This window comes from Streptomyces sp. NPDC090025, from assembly GCF_044748125.1.
In the GTDB taxonomy this organism is placed as follows: domain Bacteria; phylum Actinomycetota; class Actinomycetes; order Streptomycetales; family Streptomycetaceae; genus Streptomyces.
Window position 1 is genome coordinate 15,501 of the sequence record NZ_JBIVFL010000004.1, and the last position, 12,832, is coordinate 28,332.

At 75.8% G+C, this 12,832-nt stretch carries 8 protein-coding genes; 1 reads left to right on the forward strand and 7 read right to left on the reverse strand.

Translation table 11 applies throughout. The features are described from left to right. Window positions 1-14 precede the first annotated feature (14 nt). On the reverse strand, window positions 15-452 hold the full coding sequence (locus ACIPXM_RS12655; RefSeq protein WP_401654835.1) for a roadblock/LC7 domain-containing protein: 438 nt from the start codon (window positions 450-452) through the stop codon (window positions 15-17). Continuing rightward, window positions 449-3,271, reverse strand: coding sequence for a nitrate- and nitrite sensing domain-containing protein (locus ACIPXM_RS12660; protein ID WP_401655202.1), 2,823 nt, complete (start codon window positions 3,269-3,271; stop codon window positions 449-451). The genes ACIPXM_RS12655 and ACIPXM_RS12660 overlap by 4 nt, the downstream gene beginning before the upstream one ends. A gap of 424 nt (window positions 3,272-3,695) precedes the next feature. On the opposite strand from ACIPXM_RS12660, the gene ACIPXM_RS12665 reads away from it, so the two are divergent. Next, on the forward strand, window positions 3,696-4,055 hold the full coding sequence (locus ACIPXM_RS12665; RefSeq protein WP_401654836.1) for a hypothetical protein: 360 nt from the start codon (window positions 3,696-3,698) through the stop codon (window positions 4,053-4,055). Between the two features lie 81 nt (window positions 4,056-4,136). On the opposite strand, the gene ACIPXM_RS12670 is transcribed toward ACIPXM_RS12665, so the two are convergent. From ACIPXM_RS12670 to ACIPXM_RS12690, 5 genes are all read right to left on the reverse strand, one after another. Then, entirely contained in the window at window positions 4,137-8,888 is a 4,752-nt protein-coding gene (locus ACIPXM_RS12670; RefSeq protein ID WP_401654837.1) for a hypothetical protein, read from the reverse strand. Between the two features lie 144 nt (window positions 8,889-9,032). Beyond that, window positions 9,033-9,929 carry a hypothetical protein gene (locus ACIPXM_RS12675; protein ID WP_401654838.1) on the reverse strand — a complete coding sequence of 299 codons (897 nt, stop codon included), beginning with the start codon at window positions 9,927-9,929 and terminating at the stop codon, window positions 9,033-9,035. Next, window positions 9,926-10,270, reverse strand: a complete 345-nt coding sequence (locus ACIPXM_RS12680; RefSeq protein WP_401654840.1) for a hypothetical protein — start codon at window positions 10,268-10,270, stop codon at window positions 9,926-9,928. Before ACIPXM_RS12680 ends, ACIPXM_RS12675 begins: the two co-directional genes overlap by 4 nt. After that, entirely contained in the window at window positions 10,267-11,826 is a 1,560-nt protein-coding gene (locus ACIPXM_RS12685) for a hypothetical protein (RefSeq protein WP_401654841.1), read from the reverse strand. The genes ACIPXM_RS12680 and ACIPXM_RS12685 overlap by 4 nt, the downstream gene beginning before the upstream one ends. Window positions 11,827-11,915: 89 nt before the next feature. After that, complete coding sequence (locus ACIPXM_RS12690; RefSeq protein WP_401654842.1) at window positions 11,916-12,611, reverse strand: GntR family transcriptional regulator; 696 nt, start codon at window positions 12,609-12,611, stop codon at window positions 11,916-11,918. Window positions 12,612-12,832: the final 221 nt, after the last annotated feature.

Consider the following 12,832-nt stretch of genomic DNA (forward strand, 5'->3'; position numbering starts at 1 on the left):
GTCCCCCTCTTCCCTCATCCTCCGGCCGGCAGCCCGGTCCTGGGCGCCGTGGCGAGATGCGCGCCGACCCGCTTGACCATCAGGGTCATCTCGTACGCGACCTGGCCGACGTCCGAGTCGGCGTCGGCGAGCACGGCCAGGCAGCTGCCGTCACCGGCGGCGGTGACGAACAGGAAGGCGTCCTCCAGCTCGACCACGGTCTGCCGGACCCTGCCCGCCTCGAAGTGGCGGCCGACGCCCTTGGCGAGGCTGTGGAAGCCGGAGGCGACGGCGGCGAGGTGCTCACCGTCCTCACGGGTGAGGTCCTGCGAGGCGCCGGTGGGCAGGCCGTCGCTGGAGAGCACCAGGGCCTTGCGGATGGAGCCGACCCGCTGGACGAGTTCGTCGAGGAGCCAGTTCAGCTCCCCGTTGCCCTGGGCGGAGCTGTGGGCTGCGGCGTTCGGTGCGGTCATCGACCGTCCCCCTCGGGTGTCGTTCCTGGTGCTTGCGTCTCGGCGTTCTGCTCGCGGCCGCGCTGCCAGCCCCGCTGCATCGAGGCCATCCGGCTGCGCACCTCCTCGGCGTCGCGCTCGAAGGAGTCGGGTTCGGCGGCGGCCGGGGCCGTAGCTGTCCGGCCGGTGCGGTCCGGGCGGCCGGTGGCGGGCCGGTCGTCGGCGCGGCCGTCGGTCGCCCGCAGCTGGGGCGCGAGGCTGGCCTGCCGGACCCGGCGGGGCAGCCCGCCGAACGGGGTCTCGTCGTCCTGCGGCGCGTCGGCGCGCGGGACCGGGACGAGGGTGGGCGTGGTGCGCACCCGGGCCAGCTCCATGGTGTCGTCGGGACGGCCGCCGGGGCCGGGGCCCGCGTCGCGCGCGGGGCCTGGGGCGGTCGGTTCGTGGTCCGACGCGTCGGTGCCGGGGTGGGCGCGGCCGTCCTCGTCGAGGCGGCGGCCGTGGTCGACGACGAGCGTCGGCGGGCGGCGGCGGGGCAGCGGCACCGCGCGGACCGGCCGGTCGTCGTCCGGGTCGTGGCGGTCGGTGGAGCGGGCCCCGGCGTGGTCCTGGGCCTGCTGGTGCTGGTCGCCGCGGCGGCGGTGCTCACGGGCCCGGAACAGGCCGCCGCGCTCGCTGTCGGTGTCGAGCAGGTCGCCCGCGCCACCGAGCAGGCCGCGGCCGTCGTCGGCGAGCGGGGCCTCCAGCTCGACCGGTCCGTCGACGAGCGGCGGTACGGGCGCGAGCGCCGGGTCGGGCACCTTGGTGAGCGCGGGGCGGCGGATCGGCAGGCCCTCGGGCCCGGTGACGGTCCGGCCCGCCGGGTCGACCCGGTCCAGGTGCGGGCGCTCCGGCTGCGGCCGGTCGGTGCTCTTGCGGTCGAGCCGGAAGCCCGCGCCCTGGGTCTCGGGGGCGTCGGTGAGCAGTGCGGCCGGGAGGAAGACGACGGCGGTGGTGCCGCCGTACGGGGAGGGCTGGAGCGAGACGCGGACGTTCTGGCGCTGGGCGAGGCGGCTGACCACGAACAGGCCGAGGCGGTCGGTGTCGGAGAGTTCGAACTCGGGGGTCTCGGCGAGCCGGAGGTTGGCGTCGAGCAGGGCGTCGGGGTTCATGCCGAGGCCGCGGTCGTGGATCTCCAGCGTGAAGCCGTTGGCGACGCGTTCGCCGAGCACCTGCACGGCGGTGTGCGGCGGGGAGAACACGGTGGCGTTCTCCAGGAGTTCGGCGATGAGGTGGGTGAGGTCGGCGACGGCGGGGCCGCCGACGCCGAGCCGGGGCAGCCGCCGGACCTCGATCCGCTCGTAGTCCTCGACCTCGGCGACGGCCGCCCGGACCACGTCCATCAGCTGGACGGGCTTGCGCCACTGCCGGGAGGGCGCGGCGCCGGAGAGGATCACCAGGCCCTCGGCGTGCCGGCGCATGCGGGTGGTGAGGTGGTCGAGCCGGAACAGGTCGGCGAGCTCCTCGGTGTCCTCGGTGCGGCGTTCCATGGTGTCGAGGAGGGTGAGCTGGCGGTGCAGCAGCACCTGGTTGCGGCGGGCGAGGTTGACGAAGACCTCGGAGACGCCGCGGCGCAGCTCGGACTGCTTGACGGCGGCCTCGACGGCGGCGCGCTGGAGGGTGTTGAGGGCCTGGCCGACCTGGCCGACCTCGTCGTCCTCGTACCGCAGGTGGGGCACCTCGGTCTCGACGTCGACGTGTTCGCCCGCGGCGAGGCGGCGCATCACGCTGGGCAGCCGGACGCCGGAGACCTCCTGGGCCTCCTTGCGCAGGCGGCGCAGGTCGCGGATGAGTTCGCGGCCGACCCGGACCGAGACGACGACGGAGACGAGCAGGGCGACGAAGCCGAGGATGCCGGCGACGCCCGCCTTGAGCAGCACGCTGTAGGCGGCGGGCTGGACGCGGTCCTGGTAGCGGTCGCCGGCCGCGGTGTTCTCCTGGGCGAGGGTGTCGAGGACCGGGGTGGCCTGCTCGGCCCAGCGGGCGGCGGTGGCGGCGCGCGGGCGGTTGGTGGCGCCCTCGGTGATGACGGCTTCCTCGGCCTTGCGCAGCGGCAGGGTCTCGGTGCCGCCCCAGTACTTCTCGAAGCGGTCGCGTTCGGTGCCGGGCAGGATCTCCAGGTTGGCCTCGTAGAGGAGCTTGCGTCCGGCGACCAGGTCGGTGACGGCGCGGACCTCCTCGGCGGTGACGCGTTCGGCGGCGAGCGCGGAGACCACGAGGGCGTCCTCGCGGGAGAGGAGTTCACGGGCCCGGGTGATGCCGACGAGGGCGCGGCCCTGCTTGTCCATCTCGACGTTCTCCAGGGCGTGGAGCGTCATGAGGAAGCTGTAGCAGGGGTCGACGAGGCGGTTGTAGAACTCCAGGGCCTGCATCCGGCCGATGTCGCGGTTCTCCACGGAGCGGCGCAGCGCGGAGAGTTCGTCGAGGGCGGTGAGCAGTGAGCCGAGCCGCTGGGCGGTGACCGGGTTCATCTCGCCGCGCACGCCGGTGTCGGCGGCGTTGCGGCGGATGACGGTGATCTGCCGGTCGGTGGCCTCGCGTTGCTCGCGCAGGTCGGTGAGCGCGTCGGCGGCGCGCGGGTCGGCGAGGTAGACGAGGGACTGGCGGCGCTCCTGCTGGATGACGCGCGCGGTGTCCTCGACGGGGTAGCCGACCTTGTCGACGATGTAGCGGACGTCGAGGAGCTGGCGCGCCTCGCGTCCGGTGAGGACGGTGGCGAAGCCCCAGAGGGCGGTGAGGGAGACGAGCGGCACGAGCAACAGGGCCACGATCTTCCTGCGGATGGACTTCCCGCGAAAGCGCATGGCCTCCCCCAGCTCGGCCTCCGCGGCCACGGAGGTCCTTCACGTCGGTGCGCCCCGGTGTCAACACGCGGCGTCAACCTTCAGCTTCAACAAACGGCGGCGCGAGCCTACTACTGCATCACGGCCATCCCTAAGACGCACTCGGGCGATTTTCAGCCGGTCGAGTGAGTGTTGATCATGAGATGTCCCGGTATTCGGGGAGTTGGGTTCCGCCAGTGTGGTGCAGGACACCTGACGGAACGGGGGTTATCACCGGAACGGGGATGGCTGGAACTGGACGTTCCGGAATCGGTCCTACCGGGACCCGGCGAAACCTTTGTCCTCCCGCGTGCGTCATTCTGTACCGGGGCGGGTTGTGTCCGTGTAAAGCGACGCAAGACGGGCAGCCACCCTGGAGACGTCTGTGGTGGGGAGTGAGGGCGCGATGGGACGCGAGGCGCGGCCGGTGCGGCAGTTGTGGGTGGACGACGACCGGGGCCGTCGGCGGATGCCCGATCCGGTGCGGAGGGCGGCGGTACGGGCGTTGCTCATCACCTCGGTGACGCTGATCCAGGGCATGGTCGCGTTCCTGTGTTCCGTCACCGGCTCCTGGCTCGCCTTCCCGCTCACGGTCACCGCCGTCGCCAGCACCGTGGTCGCCACCTGGAGCGTGCTCGACGTGTGGATCACCCGTCAGGTGTGGCGCCAGCGCCACGGTGTGGTGTCGCAGCCGAGCAGCGTGGCGCGCGGTTCGCGGCACGAGCGGCACGGCAAGGACGGCGCGGCGCTGTCCGAGGCGGCCTGAGCCGGAGCGCGACGGCGCGGCGGTACGTACGCACTCGACCGGCCCGGTCCCCCGTACGAGGGGGCCGGGCCGGTCGCCGTCTCATGCCTCCGCGGCCTCCCCGGCCTCAGCCGTGGCTGCCATGGGCACCGTGGGCGCCGTGGGCGCCGTGGGGGCGTCGGCCGCGGCGGCGGTGTGCTGCGCGGGCAGCGCGCTCCGGCGGAACATCCGGGTCGCGGTGATCTCGCCGTGCACGGTCTCGCCCTCGGCGCTCGGCTGCGGCAGACCGGGCCGCAGGTGCTCCTCGACGCTGATGTACTTCAGGCCGGCGCGCAGGTCCGCGTCGTTGCGCAGCCGGATGACCAGGGGGAACTCGGCGAGCGCCGTGGTGTCGAACAGGCCCGTGGTGTAGAGCAGCTGGACACCGAGCGCGTCCGACACGGCCCGCTGGAGTTCGAGCAGGTACGTGGCGTTGGCGCGGCCGATCGGGTTGTCGAGGAACAGGGTGCCCGCGTGCCGGTGCTTGTCGCGGCCCCGGTCGTGGGAGCGCAGCGCGGCCATCGTGCAGTACAGGGCGATGGCGGCGGTGAGCAGCTGGCCGCCGGAGAACACGTCGCCCATCTGACCGACCGGCACCCGCTCGGCGCGCAGCACCGCGTCCGGCTTGAGGATCTCGACCGCGATGCCGCGCGGTTCGAGGGCGGCCTGGACGCCGCGGAGCAGCAGTGACATGCCGTCCCTGCGCAGGTCGGAGTTCTTCTTCACGGCGGCGCGGGTGGCCTCGTCGACGACCTCGCCGAGCCGCTCGGTCAGCGTCGCCTGGTCGGGCTCCTCGAAGCGGATCCGCAGGAACTCCTGCCCCGACCACTCCCCCAGGCCCTCGGGCAGCCGGGACAGCCGCTGCGCCGAACGCAGCGTGGTCAGCGCGGACTCCACCAGACCGCGCAGCCGGGCCACGATCGAGTCGCGGTTGCGCTCCAGCTGCGCCAGTTCGTCGGTGAGCACCCGCAGCCGGGGCGCGAACGCCTCGGCCCACTTGGCGGCGTGCTCCGGCAGCGCGGCGGCGGGCAGTTCGCGGATCTGCTGCCGGGCCGGGGTGCGGACCTGCTCGAAGCGGGTCGCGTTGGCGTGCCGGACCAGGATGTCCCCGGCCTCGCGGACGGCGGCGTCGGCGCCCGACAGGTCGGCGGCGCAGCCGCGCAGCGAGCGGCGGGCCTCAGCGGCGGAGGTGCGGGCCTCGGCGAGCGGGCCCGCGTACGGCTCGGGCGCGTCGGGCTCCTCCTCCGGGTGGTCGCGGAGCAGGTCGCGCAGCAGGGCGGCGGTCTCGTCGAAGCCGCCCGCCGCGTCCTCGGCGGCCCGGTGGGCCCCCAGCAGCCCGGTGTGGGCGGCGCGGGCGGCCTCCAGGGCGGCGGTGCGGGCGGCGAGTTCACCGGTGGCGGTACGCAGCAGGGTCTGGGCCTGGTCGGCGTCGGCCGGGACCAGGTCGTCGGCCAGCTCGGTGTGCTCGGCGCCGTCCTCGGGGGCGAGCCGCTCGGCCTCGCCGCGCAGCCGGCCCAGCTTCTCGCTGGCCTCGGACGCCCGGGTCTCCAGCTTCTGCACCAGGGCCTCGGCGCGGGCCGCGGCGGCCTGCCGGGACGGGCCGTCGGCGCCGTCGGTGGACTCCAGGAGCAGTTCGGCGCGGGCCCGGACCTTGTTGGTGAGCCGGTCGAGCTCGGCGAGCGCGGCGGACTCGTCGCTCTCGGCGCGGGCCTGCTCGGCGCGCAGATCGGCGCCGACGCCGACCTTCTCGTACACCTGGGAGGCGGCCCGGTACGCCTCGCGCAGGGCGGGCAGCGGGACGCGCGGCGCGTCGGGGTCGGCGGCGGGCAACTGCTCGGGGGCACCGGCGATCTCGGCGCGCTCGGCGCGCAGCGCGCGGGCCGTGCGGTGGGCGTCGTCGGCGGTGCGCTGGGCGGCCCGGCGGTCCTCGTCGGCGGCGCGGGCATGCTCCAGGCAGGTCTGTGCGCGGGCCTCGGACTCGGCGGCCTCGTCGGCGAGTTCGCGGAGCTTGGCCTGCCAGGCGGCGCGCTCGCGCAGCCGGTGGGCGAGTCCGGCGAGCGCGTCGGCGACCCGGCGGGCGCGCTGGGCGGCCTCCTGGCGCTCGTCGCGGACCCGGGTGGCGTCGGCGGCGGCCTCCTCGGCCTCGGCCCGTACCGTACGGGCCTCGGCGAGCGCGGCGGCCGCGGTCTCGGCGGTGGTGCGGGCGGTGGCGGCGACGGCGGCCAGCTCGGTGAGCATGCCGAACGGGCAGTCGGCGCGCCACGCGCCGATCCGGGCGGCGAGCGAGCGGTCGCCGGTGAGCCGGGCGGCGAGGGTGCGGATGTCCTCGTCGCGGGCGGCGGCGCGGGCGCGCAGCGCCTGGCGCTCCTCGTCGGCGGCGCCCTCGTCGTGCATGGCCGGGTTCGGCGGCACCAGGAAGACGTCGCCGTCCTGGCCGGACTCCGGCGCGGGCACCGGGGCGAGCAGGGCGGCGGCGGTGCCGACGGCGACGGTGGAGCGGGGCAGCAGGGCGGCCCCGGCCAGGACCTCGCGGGCCCGCCCGTACGAGACGGGGTCGGTGATGACGACGCCGTCGACGAGTTCGGGGCGGGCGGCGAGGACGGCGGCGTGGTCGGCGGGGTCGACGGCCTGGGCGAGGTAGCGCCAGCCGGGCAGGGCCGGGATGCCGTGCTCGCCGAGGTGTTCGACGGTGGCGAGGACGTCGGGGCCCGGCGGCAGCAGGCCGCCGTCGCCGAGCGCGCCGAGGATCCGGCTGTCGTCGGCGGCGGCGGTGCGCAGGTCGAAGAGCTGCCGTTCGGCGGCGGCGATGGACTGGTCGAGCAGGCCGCGCAGTTCGTCGGCGGAGCGGTCGAAGTCGGTGACGGAGAGCGGGCCTTCGGTGGCGGCCGCGGCGTCCGGTGCGGTGGCTTCGGCGGGTTCCGGGGTGCCGGAGCGCTGGCCGGGCAGCGGGGAGCCCTGGGCCGGGTCGGCGCCGGGCAGGCCGAGGAGTTCGGCCAGCCGCGGGTCGGCGGCGAGTGCCTCGGCGGCGCGCCGCTCGGCGTCGTAGGCGTGCTCGGCGGCCTCGGCGGCGTCGGCGGCGCGGGCGGCGGCGAGTTCGGCGCGGGACTCGGCGGCGGCGGCCTCGCGGGCCCGCTCGGTGGTGGCGCGGCCGGCGTCGCGGGCCGCGTCCCAGGCGGCGACGGTGGTCTTCTCGGCGTCGCTGGCGGCGAGCGCGGCGCGGGCCGGGTCGGCGTCGGGCGCGGTGTCGTCGAGCCAGCCGGCCCGGACCGCCTCGGCGGTCTCCTGCTCGACCTCGGCGAGCCGCTGGCGCAGGTGGCCGGACTCGCTGCGGGCCCGCTGGGCCTCGGTGGCGGCGGCGGTGGCGTCGCGGTGGGCGGCCTCACCGGCTTCCTGGAGGACGGCGGAGCGCTCCTCCTCCTCGGCGGCCCGGCGCTCGCCCTCCTCGGCGGCGGCGGCGAGCGCGCGGACCAGGTCGGCGGCGGCGGTGGCGCGGGCGGCGAGCGCCGGGGCGGCGTCCCGCTCGGCCTCCCGGATGGCGGCGGCGACCCGGGTGGAGCGGTCGCTCGCGGCGCGGTGGCGGAGCACCGACTCGGCGGCCTGCCAGGCGGAGTGCAGGGTGCGGGCGTCGGTGAGTTCGCGGCGCTGGGCGGCGGCGCCCTTCTCGGCGGCGGCGAGCGCGAGGGAGGCGTGCCGGTAGGCGAGTTCGGCGGCGATCAGGGCGCTGGTGGCGCGGCCGGCATCGGCTTCGGCGACGGCGTGCGCGGCGGCGGTGACCTGCTCGGCCAGTTCGCCGGTGCGGCCCCGTTCCACGGTGGCGCGGGCGGCGAGCCGCCGGGCCAGGGTGCGGGTGCGGCGCTCGGCTCCGGCGTGCACGTCGCGGGCCCGGGCGCGGGTCCCGGCGGCCTCGACGATCCGGCCGAGGAGGTCGACCGAGCCCGCGGTGAAGTCGCGTTCGGCGGTGAGTTCGGCGCGTCGGCCGAGCTTGTTGCCGAAGCCGCTGACCAGGTCGGCGAGACCGTCGGTGTCCCGGGTGTCGGTGACGGCGCGCAGCAGCAGGTCGGTGAAGTCGGAGTCCTTCTTGACCGCGAAGAGACCGGCGGCCTCGCCCTCGTCGGCGTTCATCTCGCGCTGGTAGCGGAAGAGTTCGGGGTCGAGTCCGAGGTCGCCGAGGTGCTCGTTCCAGCGGTCGTGGATCTCCTCCCAGAGCACTTCCAGATGCGGGTACGCCTTGCCCGCCTCGGTCAGCGCGTCGCGGAAGCCCTTCATGGTGCGGCGGCGGCCGGTGGCGCCGGACGCGCCCTCGGCGGCCGGTCGGACCGTGGTGGCCTCGGCGACCGGCAGGTTGTCGAGGCTGAGGCCGGGTCCGGGGCGGAAGGAGTACCAGGCTTCGGCGAACTTGCGGGGGTCGTTGGAGACCTGGCGGCCGCGCCACTCGCTGACCTTGCCGACGACGACGAGTTCGCCGGTGAGGGTGTGCTGCCATTCCAGGGCGACATGGCCGCAGTCGTCGGCGAGCAGGAACTTGCGGAGCACGCCGGAGCTGGCGCCGCCGAGGGTGTTGCGGTGGCCGGGGAGCATCACCGAGAAGATCAGCTTGAGCAGGACGGACTTGCCGCCGCCGTTCTCCAGGAAGAGCACGCCCGCGGGTGCGGGGCGGCGCGGCGGGCCGACCGGCTCGTCCTCGAAGAACTCCGCCTGGGTGGGGGCCGGGCGGGGCACCGGCGCGCCGACCCCGCGCAGGTCCAGGACGGTGTCGGCGTAGCGGGCACCGGCCGGTCCGATGGAGTAGAGGCGGACCCGGGACAGCTCGTACATGCGGCGGACTCTCGTGCTTCTCGTGCTGGTCGGACTGCTCGGACTGGCCTGCCTTGGGGGGGGGCGGCGTGGTGCGGGTCGGGCGTGGGCGGCGGGCGGGTCAGGCATGGGCGGCGGGCGGGTCAGGCATGGGCGGCGGGCGGGTCAGGCATGGAAGGGCAGGCCCGCGTCGGCGGCGATCTCCAGGTCGTCGCCCTCGGGCGGCGGCAGGAGGGTCGCGGAGCCGTCGCTGACGGGGACGACGCCGAGCTCCAGGAGCTCGGCGAGGGCGGCGCTGCCGGCCATGTCGCGGACCTGGAGCTGGTAGCGGGCGGTGGTGCGGTAGGAGCCGCCGGACTCGTCGCCGGTGCGCTGGAGGAAGCCGGACTCGGTGAGGAAGGCGACGGCCTTGCCGACGATGCCGGTGGTGGATCCGGCGAGGCGGCGGGCGTCCTTGGTGGCGCCGGTGGCGCTGCGGCGGGCGTAGACCCGCCAGGCGGCCTCCAGTCCCGGCGCGTCGGTGGCCGGGTCGGTGTTGTCGCCCTGCTGCTCGGCGCGCTCCTCCAGGCGGCGGCATGCCTGGCGGACGAAGCCGTCGACGCCGTTGACCGTGAAGCGGCCGATGTAGCCGTCGTCGGCGAGGTCCTCGGGGCGCGGGAAGGCCATGGCGGCGACGGCGAGGTGGGCGAGGCCGTGCAGGAAGCGGTCGGCGGAGTCGGGGGCGGCGCGCCGGGCGTAGTCGCCCATGCGGACGGCGAAGACGGAGTCCTCACCCGCGGTGACGGCCATGCCCGCGCGCGGGGAGACCTCCAGGACGACGAGGCCGAGGCCGGTGGCGACGGCGTCGGCGAGCCGGGCGAAGGCGGGGTCCTCGCGGTAGCGGCGGAGCAGGTCGGCGTACTCGGCGTCGCGGGCGGGCAGCAGCTTGGGCTGGAGTCCGAAGGAGACGAGCCGGGCGGCGTCGGCCGCGTCGGCGGGCGTCACCGCGGCGGGCGCGACCGGGGCGTGCGGGGCCTCCGGCTCGCTCCACGCGTCGGTGTGCTCGACGTGGTGTTCGCTCACGGCTGGGGCTCCTCGGGTGCGGACGGCGGGGCGGGCGGGCGCGGGGCCAGCGGCAGGCGTACGGGGGTGACGGCGACGGCCCGGATCGCGGGCGCCTTCTCGGGGGCCCGCTTGCGGGCCCTGGGCAGTGCCATCGGCCGGACGGACACGGGCTGCCGCTCGGCTGGCGGCGGCGCGATGGTGACGTGGGCGACGCGGGGCCCTGGCGCCCGGTCCTGGCGCGGGGCGGGGCCGGGGGCCTCGGCTGCGGGCGCCGGGGCCGGGTCCTGGGCGGGGACGGTGGGGGCGTCGGCCGGGAGCGGGCTCGGCGGGGTGCCGGTCAGCTGCTCGGGGGCGGTCATGACGCCTCCGTACGGTCGGCGGCCATGCCCACGGCGTCGAGCAGGGCGGTGCCGACGATGAGGTCGGCGCCGCCGAAGTCGGGGTCGTCGAGCGGGGTGCCGTCGTCGACGGCGAAGAGCAGCCGCTCCTCGCCCTGCCGGTAGGCCGTGCCGACCGGCGGGCTGGCCGCGTGCACGGCGAGCAGGGCGACCAGGTAGGCGAGGTCGGTGCCACCGGCGGGGCCGCCGCGGCGGCGGGCCTCGGCGAGCAGCCCGGACAGGCGGCGCGGGGCGTCGTGCTCCAGGTCGAGCAGGTCGAGGGCGGTGGCCAGCTGCTCCTCGGTGAAGCGGCTGTCGTCGGGGGTGGCGATCAGGTCGGGCTCGGGCATCTCGGCGCCCAGGTGCTGGCGCTCGACGGGCGGGGTGAGCAGCAGGTCGACGAGGTCGCCGACGCGGACCGAGGCGGGGGTGCGCAGTCCGGTGCCGTGGGCGAAGAAGGCGTCGGTGACCCGGGCGGCCCGCTCGACCGGGAGCGGCAGGATCGGGGCGACGAGCTGCCCGTACAGGTCGAGTCCGGTGTACGCGGTGGGCGCGGCGAACGCCTGGCGGTCCTGCTCGGCGCGGAACAGCGGTCCGGCCTCCAGGAGGCGGGACTGGAGCTGGGTGTGGCGGCGGATGCAGTCCTTGACGATGTCGACGAGCTCGGCGGCGCGGCGCTTGTGCTCGGCGGTCTTGGCGTCGGATCCCGCCTCGGCCTCGTCGCGCGCCTTGCGGATGTTGGTGAGGATCGCGTTCTCGTGCCGGTAGCGGTCGGCGACGTGGTCCAGGGCCTCGGCGATCATGTCGGGGACCGTCTGGAGCCAGTCGACCGCGCGGACGTTGCGCCGGGTGGCCTCCAGGGTCTTGCGGAGGGTCTCGGCGAACTGCACGGTCCGGTAGCGGGCCTGTTCGGCGGCGAGCTGGGCGTCGGCGAGGCGGCCCCGGTTGATCAGGACCTCCAGCTTCACCTCGGCGGCGATCTGGGCGCTGGTGACGTCGGTGTCGAGGGCGCCGACCAGCACGTTGACGGCCTCGTCGGTGGTGCGCAGGTAGATGCCGCCGCCGTAGCCGGGGACCTCTTCGATGAGCTTGAAGTCGTAGTCGCGGCGGGTGTAGACGCCGTCGGCGCCGAAGGTGCCGTAGACCGCGCGGAAGCCGCGGTCCACGCTGCCGACGTTGATCAGGTTCTCCAGGACCCAGCGGGCCACCCGCTCGTGCTCGGCGGCCGGGCGGTCCGGGGCCTGGGCGGCGACGCGGGGCAGCAGCCGGGCGACGATCTGCTCGTGGTCGGCGCCGGTGTCGAAGTCCATGGTGAGGGTGACCAGGTCGATCGCGGCGAGGGCGACCTCGGCCATCGCGTAGATCGAGTACTCGCCCGCGAGGTTCGCCTTGCGGGTGTCGAGGTCGTGCAGCGGCGCGGTGCACGCGAGCGCGCGGAGCCGCCGCGCGAGCCCTTCGTCGGCGGCCGGCCCCTGCGCGGGGCGCGGCCCCGCGCTGAGCTGGGGCGGAGCGAGGTCCGTCGAGGCAGGCGAAGTCACGGTGCACAGAGTAGGTCCTCGCACTGACAACGGTCGAAACGGCGCTTATACGACCGTGCCGGCGGGCCGGGCCGCCGTTGTGGCGGGGCTCACTCCCCCGGTGCGTCGACCGTCCGCGCGTAGACGTCCACGACCCGGGCCCTGGAGTCGTCGAGGTAGCGGGCCAGCAGCGCCTCGGCGCGGGCCCGGTCGCCGCCGGTGAGGGCGGCCAGGATCTCCCGGTTGCGCAGCAGGTAGGGCTCGTGGAGGCCGCGGGGGTCGGCGACGAGGTGGAAGGCGAGGCGGAGTTCGGCGAGGACCCCGCGCATCAGCTCGTCGGTGCGGGCGCTGCCCGCCAGGGCGACGAGTTCGCGGTGGAAGTGGATGTTGGCGGTGGACACGCCGGGCCAGTCGCCGCGCCCGGCGGCCCGCTCGCCCTCGGCGACGGCGGCGGCGAGGCCGTCGGTGGCGTACGGCGGCTCGCCGAGGCCGTGCACGACGGCGCATTCGACCAGCCGCCGGGTGCGGTAGATGTCGGCGACATCGTCGACCGCGAGCACCCGGACGAAGACACCCCGGTTGAGCTGGTGGACCAGCAGCCGTTCGTGGGTGAGCAGCCGGAACGCTTCGCGCAGGGTGTTGCGGGAGACGCCGAGGGCGCCGCCGATGCTCTCCTCGGAGAGCCGGGTGCCGGGCGGGAAGAAGCCTTCGGCGATCCGGGTGCGCAGGATGTCGGCGACCCGCTCCGCCGTGCTGGTGCGGCCCAGCAGGACGCGGTCGTCCGCGAGTTCGCCGATCGGGTCCATGGTGCCTCGTTCCCTGGTGGGTGCGCCGTTCGAGGGCCGAGTCAACCGCAGCGGGGCGGTGGCGGACAAGAAGGTCCGCCGGGCGGCGCGCGGGCGGGCTCGTAGGACGTCCCGTCATGAGGCTTGTCGGATCGTTGAACGATCCCTACATTGAACGACAGCTCGGCACATGGCACGACCGCTCGGCCGCACGACCTCCCGGCACGTCTCTCCCGCACCCT

Excerpts from the sequence above, each read along its gene's own strand:
- ACIPXM_RS12665 (WP_401654836.1), top strand. The coding sequence starts at position 3,696 with ATGGGACGCGAGGCGCGGCCGGTGCGGCAGTTGTGGGTGGACGACGAC.
- ACIPXM_RS12670 (WP_401654837.1), bottom strand. The coding sequence starts at position 8,888 with ATGTACGAGCTGTCCCGGGTCCGCCTCTACTCCATCGGACCGGCCGGT.
- ACIPXM_RS12680 (WP_401654840.1), bottom strand. The coding sequence starts at position 10,270 with ATGACCGCCCCCGAGCAGCTGACCGGCACCCCGCCGAGCCCGCTCCCG.
- ACIPXM_RS12690 (WP_401654842.1), bottom strand. The coding sequence starts at position 12,611 with ATGGACCCGATCGGCGAACTCGCGGACGACCGCGTCCTGCTGGGCCGC.
- ACIPXM_RS12655 (WP_401654835.1), bottom strand. The coding sequence starts at position 452 with ATGACCGCACCGAACGCCGCAGCCCACAGCTCCGCCCAGGGCAACGGG.
- ACIPXM_RS12660 (WP_401655202.1), bottom strand. The coding sequence starts at position 3,271 with ATGCGCTTTCGCGGGAAGTCCATCCGCAGGAAGATCGTGGCCCTGTTG.